Origin of the sequence: Stenotrophomonas sp. TWI1149 (genome assembly GCF_039673155.1) — a bacterium.
Classification (GTDB): Bacteria; Pseudomonadota; Gammaproteobacteria; order Xanthomonadales; family Xanthomonadaceae; genus Stenotrophomonas; species Stenotrophomonas maltophilia_AA.
On the sequence record NZ_JBDJLB010000006.1, the window covers coordinates 165,507 to 184,726 of the forward strand.

Annotated in this window: 22 protein-coding genes; 11 read left to right on the forward strand and 11 right to left on the reverse strand. The window is 68.8% G+C overall.

All coding sequences use genetic code 11. The features are described from left to right. Nucleotides 1–104: 104 nt before the first annotated feature. Nucleotides 105–2,669 (forward strand): bifunctional lysylphosphatidylglycerol flippase/synthetase MprF, encoded by a 2,565-nt coding sequence (mprF, locus tag ABE424_RS09000; protein WP_346492449.1) that lies wholly within the window; start codon nt 105–107, stop codon nt 2,667–2,669. A 46-nt stretch (nt 2,670–2,715) separates the two neighbouring features. On the opposite strand, the gene ABE424_RS09005 is transcribed toward mprF, so the two are convergent. The 4 genes from ABE424_RS09005 to ABE424_RS09020 all read right to left on the reverse strand — a co-directional run bounded on the left by ABE424_RS09005 (nt 2,716) and on the right by ABE424_RS09020 (nt 5,635). Next, nucleotides 2,716–4,062 (reverse strand): AcvB/VirJ family lysyl-phosphatidylglycerol hydrolase, encoded by a 1,347-nt coding sequence (locus tag ABE424_RS09005; protein WP_346492448.1) that lies wholly within the window; start codon nt 4,060–4,062, stop codon nt 2,716–2,718. A 78-nt stretch (nt 4,063–4,140) separates the two neighbouring features. Next, the gene (locus ABE424_RS09010; protein WP_346492447.1) at nt 4,141–4,788 is read right to left on the reverse strand and encodes a DUF998 domain-containing protein; all 648 of its coding nucleotides are present in this window, start codon (nt 4,786–4,788) and stop codon (nt 4,141–4,143) included. 14 nt (nt 4,789–4,802) lie between these two features. Next, the gene (locus ABE424_RS09015) at nt 4,803–4,982 is read right to left on the reverse strand and encodes an oxidoreductase-like domain-containing protein (protein WP_346492446.1); all 180 of its coding nucleotides are present in this window, start codon (nt 4,980–4,982) and stop codon (nt 4,803–4,805) included. Between the two features lie 47 nt (nt 4,983–5,029). Beyond that, on the reverse strand, nt 5,030–5,635 hold the full coding sequence (locus tag ABE424_RS09020; RefSeq protein ID WP_346492445.1) for a hypothetical protein: 606 nt from the start codon (nt 5,633–5,635) through the stop codon (nt 5,030–5,032). 230 nt (nt 5,636–5,865) lie between these two features. Here ABE424_RS09020 and ABE424_RS09025 point away from each other — a divergent pair, with 230 nt between their 5' ends. Then, complete coding sequence (locus ABE424_RS09025) at nt 5,866–7,005, forward strand: tetratricopeptide repeat protein (protein WP_346492444.1); 1,140 nt, start codon at nt 5,866–5,868, stop codon at nt 7,003–7,005. Between the two features lie 6 nt (nt 7,006–7,011). Here ABE424_RS09025 and ABE424_RS09030 read toward each other — a convergent pair whose 3' ends face one another. After that, nucleotides 7,012–7,347: a zinc ribbon domain-containing protein YjdM gene (locus ABE424_RS09030; protein WP_179458273.1), complete on the reverse strand. Its 336-nt coding sequence runs from the start codon at nt 7,345–7,347 to the stop codon at nt 7,012–7,014. A gap of 118 nt (nt 7,348–7,465) precedes the next feature. Here ABE424_RS09030 and ABE424_RS09035 point away from each other — a divergent pair, with 118 nt between their 5' ends. From ABE424_RS09035 to ABE424_RS09045, 3 genes are all read left to right on the forward strand, one after another. Next, entirely contained in the window at nt 7,466–8,821 is a 1,356-nt protein-coding gene (locus ABE424_RS09035; protein WP_346492443.1) for an Hsp70 family protein, read from the forward strand. A 367-nt stretch (nt 8,822–9,188) separates the two neighbouring features. Next, nucleotides 9,189–9,437 (forward strand): YkgJ family cysteine cluster protein, encoded by a 249-nt coding sequence (locus tag ABE424_RS09040; RefSeq protein ID WP_019183414.1) that lies wholly within the window; start codon nt 9,189–9,191, stop codon nt 9,435–9,437. Nucleotides 9,438–9,448: 11 nt separating this feature from the next. Beyond that, nucleotides 9,449–9,628 carry a hypothetical protein gene (locus ABE424_RS09045; RefSeq protein WP_019183415.1) on the forward strand — a complete coding sequence of 60 codons (180 nt, stop codon included), beginning with the start codon at nt 9,449–9,451 and terminating at the stop codon, nt 9,626–9,628. A gap of 45 nt (nt 9,629–9,673) precedes the next feature. Here ABE424_RS09045 and ABE424_RS09050 read toward each other — a convergent pair whose 3' ends face one another. From ABE424_RS09050 to ABE424_RS09060, 3 genes are read right to left on the reverse strand one after another with little or no spacing between them, the layout of a single operon-like run. Next, nucleotides 9,674–10,555 (reverse strand): DUF4097 family beta strand repeat-containing protein, encoded by an 882-nt coding sequence (locus ABE424_RS09050; RefSeq protein ID WP_346492442.1) that lies wholly within the window; start codon nt 10,553–10,555, stop codon nt 9,674–9,676. An 11-nt stretch (nt 10,556–10,566) separates the two neighbouring features. Next, a complete protein-coding gene (locus ABE424_RS09055) occupies nt 10,567–11,085 on the reverse strand; it encodes a hypothetical protein (protein WP_346492441.1) in 519 nt (172 codons plus the stop codon). After that, nucleotides 11,082–11,666, reverse strand: a complete 585-nt coding sequence (locus tag ABE424_RS09060) for a sigma-70 family RNA polymerase sigma factor (RefSeq protein ID WP_346478701.1) — start codon at nt 11,664–11,666, stop codon at nt 11,082–11,084. The genes ABE424_RS09055 and ABE424_RS09060 overlap by 4 nt, the downstream gene beginning before the upstream one ends. Nucleotides 11,667–11,800: 134 nt before the next feature. Here ABE424_RS09060 and ABE424_RS09065 point away from each other — a divergent pair, with 134 nt between their 5' ends. Both ABE424_RS09065 and ABE424_RS09070 read left to right on the forward strand, forming a co-directional pair. After that, nucleotides 11,801–11,992: a hypothetical protein gene (locus ABE424_RS09065; protein ID WP_346478700.1), complete on the forward strand. Its 192-nt coding sequence runs from the start codon at nt 11,801–11,803 to the stop codon at nt 11,990–11,992. Nucleotides 11,993–12,072: 80 nt separating this feature from the next. Next, entirely contained in the window at nt 12,073–12,654 is a 582-nt protein-coding gene (locus tag ABE424_RS09070; protein WP_176989215.1) for a mechanosensitive ion channel family protein, read from the forward strand. A 76-nt stretch (nt 12,655–12,730) separates the two neighbouring features. Here ABE424_RS09070 and ABE424_RS09075 read toward each other — a convergent pair whose 3' ends face one another. Together ABE424_RS09075 and ABE424_RS09080 are read right to left on the reverse strand one after the other, a co-directional pair. Next, nucleotides 12,731–12,997, reverse strand: coding sequence for a DksA/TraR family C4-type zinc finger protein (locus tag ABE424_RS09075; protein ID WP_346492440.1), 267 nt, complete (start codon nt 12,995–12,997; stop codon nt 12,731–12,733). A gap of 109 nt (nt 12,998–13,106) precedes the next feature. After that, nucleotides 13,107–13,658 (reverse strand): DUF2058 domain-containing protein, encoded by a 552-nt coding sequence (locus ABE424_RS09080; RefSeq protein ID WP_346492439.1) that lies wholly within the window; start codon nt 13,656–13,658, stop codon nt 13,107–13,109. A gap of 73 nt (nt 13,659–13,731) precedes the next feature. Here ABE424_RS09080 and ABE424_RS09085 point away from each other — a divergent pair, with 73 nt between their 5' ends. From ABE424_RS09085 to ABE424_RS09095, 3 genes are all read left to right on the forward strand, one after another. Then, nucleotides 13,732–14,229, forward strand: a complete 498-nt coding sequence (locus ABE424_RS09085) for a M48 family metallopeptidase (protein WP_123730546.1) — start codon at nt 13,732–13,734, stop codon at nt 14,227–14,229. Nucleotides 14,230–14,310: 81 nt separating this feature from the next. Next, nucleotides 14,311–15,021, forward strand: a complete 711-nt coding sequence (locus ABE424_RS09090; RefSeq protein ID WP_176989212.1) for an rRNA pseudouridine synthase — start codon at nt 14,311–14,313, stop codon at nt 15,019–15,021. Nucleotides 15,022–15,069: 48 nt separating this feature from the next. Further along, nucleotides 15,070–16,647, forward strand: a complete 1,578-nt coding sequence (locus tag ABE424_RS09095) for a phospholipase D family protein (RefSeq protein WP_346492438.1) — start codon at nt 15,070–15,072, stop codon at nt 16,645–16,647. A 1-nt stretch (nt 16,648) separates the two neighbouring features. On the opposite strand, the gene ABE424_RS09100 is transcribed toward ABE424_RS09095, so the two are convergent. Further along, on the reverse strand, nt 16,649–17,764 hold the full coding sequence (locus ABE424_RS09100; RefSeq protein ID WP_346492462.1) for an HDOD domain-containing protein: 1,116 nt from the start codon (nt 17,762–17,764) through the stop codon (nt 16,649–16,651). Between the two features lie 287 nt (nt 17,765–18,051). On the opposite strand from ABE424_RS09100, the gene ABE424_RS09105 reads away from it, so the two are divergent. Next, nucleotides 18,052–19,149 carry a Glu/Leu/Phe/Val dehydrogenase dimerization domain-containing protein gene (locus ABE424_RS09105; protein ID WP_346492437.1) on the forward strand — a complete coding sequence of 366 codons (1,098 nt, stop codon included), beginning with the start codon at nt 18,052–18,054 and terminating at the stop codon, nt 19,147–19,149. Nucleotides 19,150–19,220: the final 71 nt, after the last annotated feature.

The window sequence follows — 19,220 nt, forward strand, 5'->3', positions numbered from 1 at the left end:
GCGCACCCGCTTGGCAAGCGTCGGCATCAGGCGCACGATTTGCCGGCCAGGCGGCCACGCCTGCGTTGACTCCTTCATCGCCCACCCCGGAGCACGCTGTACCGATGACCGACACCGCCCCTGCTCCGACCCCGGCCCGCGCCCCCTGGCGCCGCGCTGCCACCGTCGTCATCCCGCTGGTGATCCTGGCCCTGGCCCTGCGCGGCCTTGCCAACGAATTCGACGCGCACGGCTACCGCGCGATCCGCGAGGCCTTCCACCATCTCGGCGCCGGACAGATCGCGCTGACCGTGCTGCTCGGGCTGGCCAGCTATGCGTGCCTGATCGGCTTCGATGCGATCGGCCTGCGCCGCAGCGGCAAGCGCCTGCATCCGGCACGGGTCGGCATCACCGCGTTCCTCGCGCATACGCTGGGGCAGACGCTGGGCTTTGCCGCGCTCACCGGGGGTGCGGTGCGCCTGCGCGGCTATGGCCGTGCCGGCCTGAGCCTGGGCGAGATCGGCCAGGTCGTGTTGATGAGCACCCTGGGCTTCGTGTTCGGCGCGTGGCTGCTGCTGGCGCTGGCCTTCGTGCTTGAACCGGGTGCGGCGGCGCTGGCCCTGCCGATCCCGGTGCAGGCGGTGCGCGCGATCGGCATTGCGGGCCTGCTCGCGTATGCGGGCACGGTGCTGCTGGTCGGCCGCGAGGGCCGCAGTTTCCAGATCCGCGGGCACGCGCTGTGGCTGCCCGACCGGCGCACCATGCTGGGCGTCACCGCGCTGAGCGTGGTCGAGCTGGTGCTGGCCAGCGCGGCCTTCTATGTGCTGCTGCCGATGGATACCCCGATCGGTCTGCCCGGTTTCGTCGGGCTGTATCTGGTCGCGGTGCTGGCCGGCCTGATCTCCAGCGTGCCGGCCGGCCTGGGCGTGTTCGAGTGGAGCCTGCTCAAGCTGCTGCCGCAGGTGGCCCCGGCCGCGGTGCTGGCCGCCGCGTTGATCTACCGTGTCACCTATTACGTGCTGCCGCTGTTGCTGGCCACGGTGCTGGCGGTCGCGCCCGCACTGCGCCGCCCGCTGCGCGCCGGTGCCGGGGCGACCCGGGTCGGCTGGACCGCGCTGCGCCCGTGGCTGCCCCAGATCATCGCGCTGGCGGTGTTCAGCGTCGGCGCCGCGCTGGTGATCGACGGCACACTGCCGACGTCGCGCCGGCACCTGGTCACCGCCTCGCTGCCGATCCTGGAGACCTCGCACCTGCTGGGCAGTCTGGCGGGTGTCGCGCTGCTGCTGATCGGCCAGGGCCTGCAGCGACGCAGCCATGCCGCGTGGATGCTCGCACTCGGCATCTGTGTGCTCTCCCCCTTGCCGATCTGGCTGCGCGGTGGGCAGGTACTGATCGCGCTGTCGGCGCTGCTGGTGGCCGCGGCGCTGTGGGCCTCGCGCCGCGAGTTCTACCGCCAGGGCGCGTTGCTGGATGAAGCCTGGTCATGGCCGTGGATCCGCAACCTCGGGCTGGTCCTGGTCGCCGTGATCTGGCTGCTGTTCTTCGTCTACAGCCACGTGGAATACCAGAACGAGCTGTGGTGGCAGTTCGCGCTGCAGGGCAACGCGCCACGTGCGTTGCGTGCGTTGCTGCTGGTGGCGATCGCGCTGACCATCTTCGGCCTGGCGCGGTTGTTGCACAGCACGCGCAGTCCGCTGCCAGCCGCCGATGCGTCCACGCTGGACGCGCTCGCCCCGATCCTGGCCGCCGCCGAGGACACCCAGGCCTGCCTGGTGCTCACCGCGGACAAGGCGGTGCTGCGTGATGATTCGCAGCGCGGCTTCGTGATGATGCAGCGCTACGGCGGTTCGCTGATCGCGATGGGCGATCCGGTCGGCCCACCGGAGGTGGTGCGCGCGCTGATCTGGCGCTTCCGCGAGGAGGCCGACCGGCTGGGCCTGCGCCCGGTGTTCTACCAGGTCGGTGAAGCGCACTGGCAGACCTACCTCGACCTGGGCCTGACCCTGGTCAAGCTTGGCGAAGAGGCAATGGTGCCGCTGCAGGACTTCACGCTGGAAGGCCGCGATCGCGCCGATCTGCGCCAGGCCTGGAACCGCGGCAAGCGCGGTGGCTTGAGCTTCCGGGTTGCGACGCCCGAGGACGTACCTGCATTGCTGCCTGCATTGTCGGTGGTCTCCCAGCAGTGGCTGGATGACAAGGCCGGCGATGAAAAGGGTTTCTCGCTGGGCAGCTTCGATGCGGCCTACCTGTCACGCTTCCCGGTGGCGCTGGTCGAGGCCGAGGGGCGTATCGTGGCCTTCGCCAATCTGTGGCAGGCGCCGGCCGGGAACGAACTGTCGGTCGACCTGATGCGACATGTCGATGACGCGCCCAAGGGGACCATGGATTTCCTGTTCATCGAGCTGTTCCTGTGGGGGCGCCAACAGGGCTTCCACCGGTTCTCGCTGGGCATGGCGCCGCTGTCCGGGCTCGCCCAGCATCGCCTGGCCGGGCGCTGGAACCGCTTCGCCAATGTGGTGGCGCGGCACGGTGAGCGCTTCTATGGCTTCAGCGGGCTGCGTCGCTTCAAGTCGAAGTTCGCGCCGGTCTGGCGGGCCCGCTATCTGGCCGCGCCAGGCGGCGTGCACCTGCCTGCCGCCCTGCTCGATGCAACCCGGCTGATCTCGCTGGACCCGCGCCGGCACGATTGATCCCGTGCCGGCACGCAGCGTGGGTGCTGTCCGCTGCCGCTGGCGCTCAACGCGCGGGCAGGTGCTGCACGATGGTATCCGCGAGACGATCGTAATCGCCCTTGAAATGGTGGTCGCCGGGCAGCGCGATGATCTGCGCGTTGCCACCGGGCGGGAGCGACGGGCAGAGCGCGTCGCCATCGTCCTGGCCGTACACGCACAACGTCCTGCCGGCCGGCAGCCGGGCCACCTCCGGCGCGATCGGCAGGCCATCGCCACCGCCGCCGAGCCAGTTGCTGACATGGAATTCGTAGTCCGCGGTCTTGCCGACCGACAACAGCGCAATCATCGACACCGACTCCCGCGTGGCCGGTGACAGCTGATTGATCGCCGCCGGCAGCACATCGGCGCCCTGCGAGAAACCGACCAGCACCACGTTGCGGCGCTGCCACTGGCGGCTGTAGTGCGTGGCGATGCGCTCCAGGTCGCGCGCGAAGCCTTCGGGGGTGCGTGCGGTCCAGAAGTAACGCAGCGAATCCACGCCGACCACCGGCACCCCGGCCTCGCTCAACGAGGCGGCCACCTCTTTGTCCAGGCCTGCCCAGCCGCCGTCGCCGGAGACGAAGATGGCGAAGGTATCGCCGGCCTTGCTCGAGGGCACGTCGACCACGGGCAGGCCCTTGAGATCATCCGGCGGCGGCGCCAGGCTGACGCCCTTCTGTGCCCCGATCACCTTTGCCGCGGCCAACAGGCCGGGCAACGCATCGCCCCGTGCGGTGCGCTCGAACTGGCGCCCCATGCCGACCCTGCGCACGAACGCGGCCGATTCGCCGGCCGGGCAATGCACATCGCCGCCCGCGTTCAACCACGGGAAATTCAGTTCGGCCGGCTGCAGGCGGCCATGGCTGCTGCCGGCGCCGCAGACCTTGCGCTCGCGTACCCCCGATGGGCAGAAGCCGGTGGTGAGCAGCCCGGCAAACACCTGGGTGTCGGCCTCGGCGGCCACGGCATAGGCCAGCGCGGCGCCCTCGCCATCGCCGCCGATCAGCGGCAGGTGGTAGCCCGGCACGTGCAGGTAGGCCTGGAACCAGCGCGAGAAATTCTCCACATCACCGGCACCGAACGCGCAGTCACCGCTCTTCTCGCGGGCCAGCACCTGGCGCAGATGCGCGACATCGACCTGCGCGACCAGGGCGCCCTCGGCGCGCAGTGCATCGATGCGCTGCTGGCTGTCGGCATGGCCGGCGGTGCCGTCGAACCACACCACCACCCGTTGCGGACGACCGTCCGGCAGGTACACCGGCACGTTCTCGAAACGCCCGTGACTGAGCTGCTGCGGCGGCGCGGCCAGCGCCTGTCCGGACATCCCCGCCAGCACCACACCCAGCATCATCCCCCAACCGGCTCGCCGCATCGTCGCGCATCCCATGACTAGTGCACCAACGATACGCCCCTGCCCTGCCAAGGGCATGTACACAGCGTGGCCGGACGCTCAGCGCGCGTCGCGGCGTGCCTGCCGCCACAGCTGCCAGGCCACCGACACCAGCCAGACCAGCACCGCCGCGATCACCAGTTTCTGGCCGGCGCCGCGCGGCGGCCCGCGCCAGAGCACGTGCAGCCACAACAGCACGAAGCACAGCCAGGCCCACCACCATGCGGGACCGGCCCAGTCGCGCCAGCGGGGGTCGGCGCGCAGGTACCAGCTCTGCAGCAGCATCGCCACGCTCACGCACAGGAAGGCGGTATTGGCCGACACCCCGTGCACCAGCGGTGCCAGCAGGGGCGCGCGCCCGGGCAACCAGCTGTCGCCGATCGCCACCCCCATCAGCCCCAGCGCGGCGACCGAGAACAGCAGTGGTGCGGCCGCACTGCGGCGCGGTGAACGGCTGTTGGCATGCAGGGACAGGGCCAGCAGCATGATCGCCAGCGCCAGGACACAGTAGGCGCTGCGCAACGCCAGCCCCCACGGCCCGTGCAGGTACAGGCTCAGCGTGGCCTGCACCCAGTCCAGGTCATCCCGTGCCCATTGCGTCCACAGCGCGGTGCCTATGAACAGTCCCAAGGCCAGCAGCGTGGCCAGGGCGACCCGTGCGTGATGCGTCGGCGGCCAGCGGGAGGGGCGTGGCAGGGGTAGCGACATCGCAGCACCTTTGCTCAGTCGGTGGCCTCGGGGTGGCGCTGTTTCCACGCCGCCAGCGCAGCGCGGTAGCGCTGCAGCTCATCGCTGTACAGATCCAGCACGCACAGCGGGCAGCCGCTGCCGCAGCACTCGTTGGGGCCGGGTTCTTCCGGCGGCTGCGGACGCGGATCGGGATCTGGAACGGACACGGGCATGGCCACACACGGAGGGAAAACAGCGCGCACAGTGTAGCGGGCGTGGTTCAGCGCTCAACCCGGCGACGCAGATTGTCGCGCGCCGGCGCATCCAGGCGCTGGTGGAAGAAGTCGCTCAGGAAGATGCGCGGCTGGCCCAGCACCTGCCTCAGGAAGCGTCGTCGATTCAGCCGGAACAGGAAGCCCGGCACGTGGCCGGCGTATTCCTCCGCGATGCCCCGGTCGTAGGCATCGAACACCGCCGCCGGCGCACCCAGAATGGCCATGTCGCAGTCCAGGAACAGCGCGGCCTCGGGGTCCACATCGCCAGGCGCGAGTCTGCTGTGGCGCGCGGTCAGTTCGATCAGCTCGACCACGCGCGCCGCATCGATCCCGGCATCCGGCAACCAGCGCGCGATGGCCTCGCGCGCCATGGCCGCCGAGCGCGCTTCGTTGTCGCCACGGCCCGCGTCGTAGATGGCGTCGTGGTAGAGCGCGGCCAGCTGCACCTCGCGCGGCCGGCTCCAGCCGGGGCCGGCGTCGGCGACCGTGCGGCAGTGCTGCAGGACGGCCTGGACGTGCGACCAGTTGTGGTACGCCCGCGGCGGCACGGCGTAGGCGGTTTCCAGCGCGGCGAGCTGTCCGGCAGGGAGGGGGATCGGTTCAAAGTGCATGCCGCCATGATTGGTCGTCTCGGCGACGCTGGCAAGCCGGGCGGTGTTTTTTTGACCACCCTCAAAGACCCGTTGCCGCGCAGTGGCTGCACACGGTTATCCACATGTTTGTCGACCGCTGGTCCACATCCTCTGTGGATGGCGCCGACAGCCGATGAACGGCGCGCCGCCGCCCGACAACGCGCCTAGACTGGGCCTGACGGACCCCAGCGCCCCGCGAGGTGACGGCGATGACCGCATGCAGAGTACTTATCGTGTGGATGGCCCTGGCCGCCGCGCCGGTCTGGGCGGCAAACACCACGCCGCCGTCCATCGCCACCGAACCGGGCGCCGCCACCGCCCTGCCCACGCCGGCGCAGATTCTGGACGTGCCGCCCCCGCTGCTGGCCCTGCTGCACGAGCGGGTCATCGATCCCGGTTACTCGCGCGAGCGCCGCCTGGAGCGGCTGGTCGAGATGATCTTCGACGCGCAGGGACTGCACCTGGCCTACGACGCCGATGCAACCTACACGATCGGCGAGACTTGGCAGACCCGGCGCGCCAACTGCCTGTCGTTCACCCTGCTGTTCGTCACTCTGGCCAACCTGGCCGGCATCGACGCGCATGTCCAGGAGGTGGCCCAGGTGGTGAGCTGGTACCAGGCCTCCGGGGTGATCTACAGCGTCGGCCACGTCAATGCCGGCATCGCGCTGGACGGGCGCAGCGGCACCGTCGATCTGGACCACAGCGTGCTGTATGACCGGTACGGGCCGCAGAAGATCACCCGGCAACGGGCGCTGGCCCACTTCTACAACAACCGGGGGGCCGACCGGATGGCCGCCGGGGATGCCGCCGGCGCGCGCGCCTACTTCCAGGCCGCCCTGCGCATGGCGCCGGACTTCGTCGGGAGCTGGAACAACCTCGGCGTGCTCGATGCGCGCGTGGGCGACATGGCCCAGGCCCGCCGGGACTATGAAACCGCGCTGCGGCTGCAGCCGCGGCACGGCGTCAGCCTGAGCAACGCCAGCGCGCTCTACCGTCGGCTGGGCGACACCCGCGAGGCCGAGCGGCTGGACGACCGCCTGGCCCGGGTGCAGCACAGCGACCCCTTCGCGCAGTACATCCTCGGGGCGCGCGCGGAACAGCGACGCGATTATGCGGGGGCCGTCCGCTACTACCGCCGCGCGGTGCGCCTGTATGACACGGCCCACCCGTTCCACTTCGCCCTGGCCCGCGCCTACTTCCTCGCCGGCAACCCGAACCGCGCCTCGGAAGAGATGCAGCGCGCGCGCGACCTGGCCGCGGAAAACGGCGATGCGCTGCAGTCCCGCTACCAGGCCAAGCTGGACAGCCTGCAGCGCTGGCGCCAGCGCGGCACCCACGCCGACTGAGGCCGATCAGGCCTTCTTGAGGAAGCAGGTCTTCAGGACCAGGCCCTTGATCTTCTCCGAGTTGCCTTCGATGTGCTCGGCATCGTCCTCGACCAGGCGGATGTTGCGGATCACGGTGCCCTGCTTGAGCGGGATCGAGGAGCCCTTCACCTTCAGGTCCTTGATCACGGTGACGGTGTCGCCGGCGGCCAGCACGTTGCCGTTGCTGTCACGTACCACCAGGGCCTCGCCCGCGCCGTCGCCGGCCGCCCACTCGTGGCCGCAGTCCGCGCAGATGAACAGCGCGCCATCGGCATAGGTGTTTTCCAGGGTGCACTGCGGGCAGGCGGGAATGGCGGACATCGACAGCTCTTCGGTAACGAAACGGCCGCCATTGTAACCGCCCGTTACCCCCTGCCCTTGCGTCGGCGGTCCTGTTGCCGCAAAGTGCGCGCCCCCTGACCACCGGCCCGGCCCGCGCATGAAACTCGGCATCGACTTTGGCACCAGCAACTCCGCCGCCGCCGTGGTGATCGACGGCAAGGTCGTGCCGATCCAGTTCGGCCAGGCCGAACAGTTCCGCACCACCGTGTATTTCCCCGAGGTGATGCGCGACCCGAATGACTTCGAACTGACCCCGGCGCTGGAGCACGATCTGGCCCGGCTGGTCGATGCGGCCGCGCGCGATGCCCGCGCCGCCGGCCAGGAGCGCACGCCCGATGCACTGCGCCGCGAGGCCCTGCGCGTGGTGCGCCGGCAGTGGATGGAAGAGCAGATGCGCGCGCCGCTCAGCTCCACCACCCTGCTGCAGAACGCGGTCTATGGCGATGACGCGCTGGAGGCCTACTTCGAAGAGAACGAAGGCAACCTGGTGCAGAGCCCCAAGTCGATGCTCGGCTACAACCTGCACCCGCGTGCGCGCCAGACGATTGCCGGCATCGCCACGCACATCCTCGAGCACATCCGCCTGACCGCCTCGCGCCAGCTGGACACGCCGATCCGCACCGCCACGCTGGGCCGCCCGGTCCAGTTCCGCAGCTCGATCGGCGAGGCCGGCAACGCGCAGGCGCTGGAGATCCTGCACGGCGCGGCGATCGCAGCCGGCTTCGACAGCATCGATTTCCTCGAAGAGCCGGCGGCCGCCGCGATGCATTACCACGCCGAGAGCCCGCAGGAGCACGACGCGGTGGTGGTGGATATCGGCGGTGGTACCACCGACGTCGCGCATGCCCGCGTCGGCGGTGGCCAGGCCCCGACCATCCACCGCGCCTGGGGCATCGCCCGCGGCGGTACCGATATCGACCTGGCCCTCAGCCTGGGTGGCTACATGCCGCTGTTCGGCCGCGGCATCACCCGGGTGCCGGCCCACCATTACGTGGAGGCGGCGATGGTCCAGGACATGACCCGCCAGCGCGATTTCCGCCAGCACACCTACCGCGACGTGGATGCGCCGTTCGGCCCGCGCCTGACCGCCCTGCAGGACACCGGCAATACCGCGCGCCTGTACCGCGAGGTCGAGCGCTGCAAGATCGCCCTGAGCAGCGTGACCCGCCATGACAGTGCGCTGGACTTCATCGAGCGTGGCCTGCAGGTGCAGATCGACGCCGCGCGGCTGGAAACCGCCGCCGGCGGCTACCTCGGCGAGCTGACCGCCCTGCTGGAGCAGGTGCGGAGCGATATCGGCCACGACCCGGCCGCCGTGTTCCTGACCGGCGGCATGTCGCGCGCCGGCTATCTGCAGCAGGCGGTAGCCAACGCCTTCCCGGGCTCGACCCTGGTCCGCGGCAATCCGTCCTTCGGTGTGGTCCACGGGCTGGCACTGGCCGCCGCCCACTGACCCCGCTGTTGCGCCAGGCCTTGTCCCACAAGGCCTGAAGAGGCGTGAAAGGCCTTATTAACAAAACGTTACGCCGAAAGCGCTATCATCTTTCGGCTTCAAAGCGCAATGCGCTTGACGCACCCAGCATCGTCTTCCGGGCCTGACTGGCCACCGTCCTCTTCGATACTGCCACCGTCGGCCTGTCCGCGGTGCCGGGATCGCTCATCGCTGTGATCCGGCTCGTTCACAGCATGCTTCACCCCGAGCCGCCAAAGAGACACTCAGATTGGGCGAACGCCTGGCTGCACTCCTTACATCGTCCGAGCCCGACCCCATCGACTGCCGTCGTTGCGATGCGGTGTGTTGCCGGCTCACCGTCACCGTGATGCCCGACGACAACGTGCCCGGCTATCTGCTGGACACCGATGCGCGTGGCGGCACGGTGATGGCACGCAACGAAGAAGGCTGGTGCGCCGCGATCGACCCCTATCACCTGCGCTGCACGATCTACTCGCAGCGACCCGCGATCTGCCGCCAGTTCGACATGGGCGGCGATGATTGCCGCCTCGTGCGGCAGGACTACCGTCGACAACAGCAGGATCTGTCGACGTTTTCTTCCACGCTTCATCCATAGCAGGAGCATCCATGGCTCGTACGCCAAAGACCTCCCCCAAGGCAAGCAACACCGTTCGCGTCGACCGCAAGCAAGGGTCCAATTCCGCCGTCAGCAGCCAGAGCATCGCTGCGGATCTGGCTGCCTTCCGCAAGGGTGGCGGCAAGATAGAAGTGCTGGGCAATACCCTGGCGCTGAAAAAAGCCGGCTGACATTGCTGCCGACCGCACCGGCATCGGCCGGTGCGGTGGCCGCACTCAGCGGCCCAGGCTGACCCGCACGCTCCCGGAATGGGCGTTGATCGAAATATCCCCATCGCCCGAGCCAAGACGCGCATCCAGGCTGCTGCCCGGACCATAGCGCGGCTTCTCCACCTGCCCGGCATCGGACTGGATTCCGCCACTGAACGTCTTGACGTTCAACTGCGCCGATACGTTCACCGGCAGCTTCAGCGCGACCGAACCGCTGACCGTCTGCATCGTCACCTTGCCGCCCGGCGCCATGCCGGTCGCGCTCACGTCCAGGCTGCCCGAGACGGTTTCCACCGCCAGCCGCTGGATCCGCCCGGCATTGACATTGACCCGGCCGGAGACCGATTCGGCCGCCACTTCCCCTGACGCCCCACCGCCGGCCAGCAACTGGCCACTGACCGTGCGCGCATCCAGGCGTGCGGTCTGCAGCTGCGAGCGGATGCCACCACTGACCGTGTTCAACGTGGTCTCGCCACTGCGCCCGGCCGCAGTGATGCTGCCGCTGACACTGTTGGCCTGCAGGCGGCGCACGTCGATATCGGCCACGTCGATGTCGGCGCTGACGGTGCCCAGCTGCACTTCCACCGAACGCGGCACGCGCAGTTCCAGGGTCGCCCCGCCGTTGCTGCGGCCGCGCGGATACTCCACTTCCCAGCGCACGCGGTTGCTGCTCTTGTCCTGCTTGAGGGTGAGCCCGTCGGCCAATGAGCCGGTCAGCGCCACGTCACTGCGATCCCAGCCACGGACAGTGACCTTGCCGGAGATGTTGCTGATTTCCACGCGCCCGCCAGCGCCCAGGGGATGGCGCTCGTTGATGCTGGTAGCGGCCTGGGCGACAAGCGGCAGGCACAGGGCGAGCGCGGCGATCAGGGACAGAGGAATACGCATGGGGTTCTCCTTCAGGTGGGCAGGCCGGTGGACAACACCGCCTGCTGGGTCAGTTCCAGCCGCAGCGCATAGGTACGCTGCAGTTGCCCGAGCAGATAGCGCGAGCGGGGATTTTCAGCGATGGCCGCACGGATGTTGTCCGCACTGGCGTCGAGTTCGTGCAGGGCCGGGCGCCATTCCTCGGTGACCTCGGCATTGGGCAGGGCCGCGATGGCCTGCTGGTACTCGCCGGCCATCGCATCGGCCTGGCGCTGCAGCAGCGACGGTGCCGGCGTATGCGGGACCGGGGTCGGCACCACCATCAGCACCGCCAGCGCGGCCGCCAGGCCGAGCCCGATGCGCAGCGGCCAGCGCCGACGCCGGTGACGCGTTGACAACGTGGGCACGGTCGCCGCCGGGGACGGGGCCGCGCTCTGGGCCGGCAGTTGGGCGGCGATGGCCTGCCACACCCGCGCCGGCGGGACGCGCTCGGCCGGCAGGGCATGCAGGCGTGCAGTCAGCTCGTCGTGATCGGAATCATGGGGGTTCATGCGGTTTCTCCTAGGCGCGCACGCAGCAGGCCGCGCGCACGGTGCAACTGTGCTTTGGAACTGCCGACGGCCATCTGCAGCTGGTCGGCGATTTCCTGGTGTTTCCACCCTTCGATGTCATGCAGGACCAGCACCGCCCGGGCCCGTGGCGGCAACGTTTCCAGCGCCCGCTCCAGGTCCATCGAGGTGCCGGCGCAGCGGTCCTGGGCCGGCAGCATCGCCAGTGACTCCCAGCCCTCCTCGCCGGCATCGCGTGCATCGCCGGTGGCGTTGGCACGCAGCTCCATCAGTGCGGCGTTGACGCCCAGGCGGTGCAGCCAGGTGCCCAGGCTGCTTTCGAAACGGAAGCCCGGCAGCGCGCGCCATGCCTGCAGGAAGGCCTCCTGCAGGGCATCCTCGGCGCGGGCCGCATGGCCGCCACACAGGCGCCAGAGCACGGCGTACACCCGTGGCGAATGGCGCCGGTAGATCCGCTCGTACGCCGTGACGTCACCGGCTGCCGCGGCACGCACCAGGGCATGGTCATCGGCGGCATCGGCCTCGGTCGGGGCGCTGGAAGTGGGCATGGTCGTGTCGAGCATATCCGTTGGATGCGGGGGGCATGGAAAAGGTTTAAGCCGCCGATGGATTTCTTTTTCCGCGCGGTCTTTAAACCTTTCCGGTGGCAGCGGCATCCAATCCCTTGTCACTACCGGCCCCGCCAAGGAGTATCCCCATGCCTTCCAGTTGCCTGGCCCTGCTGCTCTCACTGGCCACCGGCTGCACGCTGCCGTGGAGCCCCTTGCAGATCCGGGTCACGCTGGCGCCCGAGGCGCCGGATGTCTGTGTGCAGTACGCACAGAATGCGCCGCTGTGCGTCTCCACCATGATCGCTGCGTTCGACGTGTACGGCAGGCCCGTGCAGTAAGCGGGCACCACGATGCGCTGATGCGCATCGGCATTACCATGGCGGGATCGGCACTATCGCTGCAAAGGAATTCCGCCCCCATGAAAGACCATCTGCCCGCCTGGACCCACGACTGGCTGCAATACGGCGTCCCTGCCCTGCAGATCCTGGTGACCGTGCTGGTGGCCTGGCTGCTGCGCCTGATCGCCCGTCGGCTGATCCGCCGCCTCGGCGAGCACTACACCCTGCCGCCGGAAATGGTGATGGGCGCGCGCCGCATCAGCAGCTTCGTGATCAACTTCGGTGCGGTGCTGATCGTGCTGAGCATCGTCGGCGCATCGGCCTCGGTGCTGTGGACTGCCTTCACCGGTTTCGCCGCCGTCGGCGCGGTGGCGTTCTTCGCCGCGTGGAGCGTGCTGTCCAACATCTTCTGCACGCTGCTGATCTTCACCACCCGTCCGTTCCGCCTGCACGACTACATCGAGCTGCTGGAGAACGGCGAGAAACCCGGGCTCAAGGGCCGGGTGATCGACATCAACCTGATCTACACCACGCTGCAGGAAACCGGCAACGGCCATGAAGGCACGGTGCTGCAGATGCCGAACAACATGTTCTTCCAGCGCACGGTACGCCGGTGGCGGGATCCGTCGCAGGCACCCGGCGGGATCCAGGGGGACGGTTGAGGGCGCGTGCCACGCCGGTTGTAGATACCGACCGTTGGTCGGTATGCGTTATTGCGTGCCGACCAACGGTCGGCACCTACCGAAGCTGGCTGTCCTTGCTGCCGCGGCGGTTGTAGCCGCTGCCTTCGTGCTGGGCGGCGTCTTCGTCTTCCTGGCAGCGCACGCATAGTCGTACGCCGGGCACGGCCTTCCGCCGCGCCTCGGGAATGGGCGCGTCACAGTGCTCGCAGTGGGTCAATCCGGGGCCGTCGCGCAACTGTGCGCGGGCCCGCTGGATGGCGTCATCGACGGTGGCGTCGATCTGATCCTGGACGGCGCCGTCGCCTGCCCAACCTGTCGCCATGATGTGTCTCCCATGCCGGTGTCAGGCCACCAGCATAGACCCGGCCCACGACGTCCAGCCGACGTGGGGCTGAACGCCCGCGGCGCCGGGTGAACGCTTCAGACGGGGCTTACCAGACCAGGTCGTCCGGCACCTGGAACCGGGCGTAGTACGCATCGTCCTCGGCGTTGCCGGTGCTGGGCTCGCTGCCGGGCTGGCTGTTGTCGAGCACGATCACGCTGGCATCGCGCTCGCGGACCTTCTCGGCCGCCGCCCGCGGCAGCAGTTCGAAGCCGTCGCCATGGCGCACGATCACCAGGCTGCCCGAGGCCAGCTGGCGGCGCAGCACGTTGTTGACCAGCAGGGTGCGGATCAGCGTGCCATCGTTGAAGCGGTACTCGCTCTCGCCTTCACGCTTGACCTTGTGCGCCTCGACGATCTGGCGGACCTGGGCCTGCAGTTCCTGGGCGTGGGCCTTGGCTTTGCGCTCGGCTTCCAGCGCGCGATCGCGCTCGGCCTTTTCGGCGCGCAGGCGCTCGGCCTCGCGCTGGCTTTCGCTGGGCGCGGCCGGAGCCTTGCCGTGACGGGCTTTCACCTGTTCACGGGCGGCCTGGGAGACCTGGGATTTCTTGACCAGCCCAGCCTTGAGCAGCTGCTCCTGCAGGGGATTTGCCTTCGCCATACGCCTAGCATCTGTTGTTGCGGGATTCCGGAGCCCATCATACTGGTCTGCCCGCCCCGCCCCAACCGCCTGCATGACCGCCCTGAAGTACCTCGCCGGCTATCCCGACGCCCTGCAGCAGCAGGTGCGCGAGCTGATCGCGGGCGACCGGCTGGGGCCATGGCTGGAACGCCGCTACGCCGAGCTGCACACGGTGCGCAACGACCGCCAGCTGTACGACTACACCCAGGGCCTGAAAGAGCGCTACCTGCGCCAGTCCGCGCCGCTGTCCAAGGTGATCTACGACAGCAGGCTCCAGGTCCTCAAGCACGCACTGGGCACCCACACCACGGTCTCGCGGGTGCAGGGCAGCCGGCTCAAGGCCAGCCGCGAGATCCGCATCGCCACGGTGTTCCGCGAGGCCCCGGCGCCGTTCCTGAAGATGATCGTGGTGCATGAACTGGCCCACCTGAAGGAATCGGACCACAACAAGGCCTTCTACCAGTTGTGCACCCACATGGAAGCGGACTACCACCAGCTGGAGTTCGACCTGCGCCTGTACCTGACCCACCTGGAACGCACGCCGGGCTGAGCTGCGGCGGCCGTCATCGCGCAGCGCCGCGCCCCAGCCAGTACACTCCCCGCCCGCTTCCCGTTTTATGTTGCCTGCCCGATGACCGACCCGATCCGACTCGACAAACGCCTGACCAGCCTGATCGGCTGCTCCCGTGGCGACGCCCAGCGCTACATCGAGGGCGGCTGGGTGACCGTCAACGGCCAGGTGGTCGAACAACCGCAGACGATGGTCACCGACGAGACGATTGTGCTGCGCGAGAACGCCGAAGCCACCCGTACCGAAACCGTGAGCATGCTGCTGCACAAGCCGGCCGGCATGCGCTCGGACGAACTGTGCGCGCTGGTCACCCCGGAGAGCCGCAGCGACCTCGATGCCACCGGCGTGACCCTGCTGCAGCGGCATTTCCACGCCCTGCAGCTGGTGATGCCGCTGTCCGACGACGAGAGCGGCCTGGTGGTGGTCAGCCAGGACGGACGCGTGATCTCGCACCTGAAGGATCGCGGTGCGACGCTGGAGCAGGAATACCTGGTCGAAGTCAGTGGCGAACTGGCGCCCTACGGCATGAAGCGCCTCGCGCACGGCCTCAGCTTCCGCAGCTGGCCGTTGCCACCGTGCAAGGTGAGCTGGCAGAACGAAACCCGCCTGCGCTTTGCGATCAAGCCGGTGCATCCGGGCCAGCTGCGCGACATGTGCGCCCAGGTCGGGCTGGAGGTCATCAGCATCCGCCGCCTGCGCATCGGCCGCGTGGCGATGGGCAAGCTGGTACCGGGCCAGTGGCGTTACCTGGCGCCCGACGAGCGCTTCTAAACCGCGCCAGCACTCGCCCTGCACGCCCCGGCCGCTTACGATCGGGGCATGACCGAGAAAAAACCGTTCTGGCGCCGGCTGCTGCGCTGGCTGGGGATCGTTGTCGCCCTGCTGATCCTGCTGGTGCTCAGCGGCCTGCTGCTGGCCGATCACCTGACCCCGCGGGCCGTGGGCGAGCGTTCCATGGTGCTGCCCACCCAGGCCGACCAGACCCCGATCGATCGAGAGCTGGTCCGCCTGCAGGCCGAACACCCCGGCCAGACCGGTGTGGCCTTCCTGTCCGACGGGCTGGACGCGTACGCCGCACGCGCGGTGATCACCCAGCACGCCGGCCGCAGCCTCGACCTGCAGTACTACATCTGGCACGACGATCTGATCGGCCATCTCATGGCCAACGAGCTGTACCGCGCGGCCGAGCGCGGCGTACGCGTGCGGATCCTGCTCGACGACATGAACGCGCAGGACAAGGACGCGCTGATGATGGCGCTCGATGCGCATCCCAACATCGAGATCCGCCTGTACAACCCTTTCCGCAACCGCAGCGGGCTCTGGCGCCTGGTCGAGATGGTGCAGCGCGTTTTCAGCGTCAACCACCGCATGCACAACAAGTCCTGGATCGCCGACGGACGCGTGGCGATCGTCGGCGGCCGCAACATCGGCGAGGAGTATTTCAGCGCACGCCCCGACGTCAACTTCCGCGACCTGGACCTGCTGGTGGCCGGTGCAGCGGTGCAGCAGGCCAACACGATCTTCGACGACTACTGGAACAGCGACACCGCGGTGCCGATCCGCGCCCTGGCGTTCTACACCGAACCGCAGCTGCGCCTGCTGATCCGCGAAAGCGAACACGAAGCGCGGCTGGACAGTGCCAAGCCGTACCTGGCGCGCGTAGCGCGTTCGCAGGCGGAGCGCTCATATTACCGCGACGCACTCGACCTGCACTGGACGCCCAACGTGGAGATCGCCTCGGATCCGCCGATGAAGCATCGCCGCGACGACCAGGCCGGCTGGCTGGTGACGCGCCTGGTCCAGGAACTGGAAAGCGCACAGCACAAGGCGCTGTTGATCTCGCCCTACTTCGTGCCCGGCGAGGAAGGCACCGAAGGGCTGGGCGCGATGGTCGCGCGTGGTGCCCAGGTCGGGGTGGTCACCAACTCACTGGCCGCCAATGACGTGGCCGCCGTGCACAGTGGCTACATGCACTACCGGGCGCCGCTGCTGCGCAGTGGCGTGCAGCTGTACGAACTCAAATCGCGCGGCAACGTCGATGGCGGCGGCCTGTTCGGCAGCAGCGGCGCCAGCCTGCACACCAAGGCCTTCATGGTCGATGACCGGCGGGGCTTCGTGGGCTCGTTCAACCTCGACCCGCGTTCGGCCTATCTCAACACCGAGATGGGCGTGCTGTTCGACGACCCCGTGCTGGCCGGGCAGCTGCGCCAGGAGTACCTGCGCCTGGCCAGCCCGAGCCAGAGCTACTGGGTGGCCCTGGGGCCGGACGGTGACGTCCGCTGGCTGGAACGCGATGCCCAGCCACCGCAGTGGTTGTATACCGAACCGGACACCGGGTTCTGGTTGCGCGCCAGCGCGCGCGCGATCAGCTGGCTGCCGCTGGAATCGCAGCTCTAGCTCAGCCGGCCCCGGCGACCTCGAGCTCGGCTTCTTCACCGTCCAGGGTCTCCACCGCGCGCCCGTGCACGCGCCGCCAGATCCACTGCAGCGCATGCGGCGGCGTGCCGTCCAGCTGTTCCAGCAGGGCCAGCGCCTGGACCTGGCCGATCTGGCCGTGCCGGCACAGCAGGCTGGCCGCCGCCGCCGCGCGGGCGAAACGCAGGCTCGCCGCCAGTCCACTGCCGCTCTGGCGGATCAAGGCGTCGTGCACGGCCTTGGGCAGCTCCCATGCCGCCGCGATGCGACTGGCCACCGGCAGGGTCCAGCTGTCGAGCAGGTCCGCCGCCAGCGCACGCGGCGGCGCGGCCACCGACTGCTGCGCACAGGCATCGAGCAGGTGGCGCATCACCAGCGCCGCCCCCAGGCCCTGGGTCAGGCCCAGCCACTGCGCGGCGAAGCCATCTTCGTGGGTCACCGTGCGGGCGTGGTCGGCGGCCGCGCGCGAGGCCAGCAGCGCGTGCTCCCAGATCACCGCACTGAACTGCGGAAACGCATCGCACTGCAGCTGCATCACCGGCTGCACCAGCACCGCACTGATGATCTGGCGGATGCCATCGGTCCCCACCAGAGTGACCGCGCGCTGCAGCGTCTCCACCGGGCGCGCCTGCACCCGGTAGACCGGGCTGTTGGCGATGCGCAGCAGGTTGCCGGTCAGCACCGGATCCTGGCTGATGATCGCGGCCATCGCACGTGCCGATGCATCGCTGTCGTTGACGGTCTGGATCAGCTGCGGCAGCAGCTGCGGCCGGCGCGGCAGGTGCTTGGCCGACCAGTCACGGGCCAGCAGCGACGCCGTGACGGCATCGCGCAGCTCCACCGTGTGCGGCGCCGCGGCATCGGCGGCATCGCCACTGCGGGGCACCAGCGCGAGCGTGTGCAGCCCGCCCTGCAGCACCGCGACCGGATCGGTGCCCGGCGACAGAGCGGCGGCAGGCACTGCCGTCGCCCCCGCCTGCCCGGCGGCGACACGCGCCCTCGATGGCTGCGCCACGGCACGCCGGTGGCGGACCAGGCCGATCACCCCCAGCAAGGCCAGCACGGCGGCGCCAACCAGCATCACGCCGATCACGCCCATGGCCCTGGACACGCCGGATCCCGCACTTGCCTTGTTGCGACTGCGCCCACGTGATCCTTCCTGCGATGACCGGCCATCCACACCGTTGCCACGGCATCGGCCTGCGCTTCAGCAACTTTAATGGCGACGCGACGGGAGAGCCCTGACAACACCCTCCGCCGGAATGCACTAGAATGGCGCCGCGCGACCCGTCCGAGACCCGACGACGTCGCTTTTTTTGTTTTACAACCCACCTTTTGCTGGCGCGTTCGCCGCTGTTCGCCACCGTTCGCACCATCGGAGCCACCATGTTATTTGAAACCCTCGAAACCACCGGTCACGAACAAGTGGTGTTCTGCCACAACCGCGACGCCGGTCTGAGGGCGATCATCGCCATCCACAACACCACGCTCGGCCCGGCCTTGGGCGGTGTGCGCATGCGCCCCTACGCCAGCACCGACGAGGCCCTCGCCGACGCGCTGCGGCTGAGCCGCACCATGACCTACAAGAACGCGCTGGCCGGTCTGAACGTGGGCGGTGGCAAGGCGGTGATCATCGGCGACCCGAAGCGCGACAAGTCCGAGGTGCTGTTCCGCGCGTTCGGCCGTTACGTGGATTCGCTGGGTGGCCGCTACATCACTGCCGAGGACGTCGGCACCGATGTCAACGACATGGAGAACATCTACCTGGAGAGCGAGTACGTCACCGGCGTACACCAGGTGCATGGCGGCTCCGGCGATCCGGCACCGTTCACCGCATATGGCGCCCTGCAGGCGCTGATGGCGTCGATGCAGCACAAGCTGGGCCACGAGGAAGTCGGCAAGGCCAGCATCGCGGTGCAGGGCCTGGGCCATATCGGCATGGAACTGGTGAAGCTGCTGCGCGACCGCGGCGCCAAGCTGTACGTCAGCGACCTGGACAGCGCGCGCGTTGACCGCGCGGTCACCGAATACGGTGCCGAAGCGGTCAGGCCCGAGGACATCTACGACGTCAACGCGGACATCTTCGCCCCGTGCGCGCTGGAAGGGGCGATCAATCCGGACACGCTGCCGCGCCTGAAGTGCAGGATCGTCTGCGGCACCGCCAACAACCAGCTCTCGAGCCTGGAAGTGGGTGACGAACTGCATGCGCGCGGCATCCTCTACGCACCGGATTACGCGGTCAACGCCGGCGGTGTCATGAACGTCTCGCTGGAAATCGACGGCTACAACCGCGAGCGTGCGATGCGCTTGATCCGCAGCATTTACCACAACCTCGGCCGCATCTTCGCGCTGTCGCAGAGCGAGGGCATCGCTCCGCAGCGCGCCGCCGACCAGATCGCCGAATCGCGCATCCTGTCGATCGGCAAACTGAAGATGCCGCTGGGTCCCAGCACGCCGCGCCGGGGCACCCTGCGCGGCAACTGAGCCGTTGGGCGATACAACGAAAGAGGGCGCGATCATCGATCGCGCCCTCTTTTTTTACACACGTCACAGTG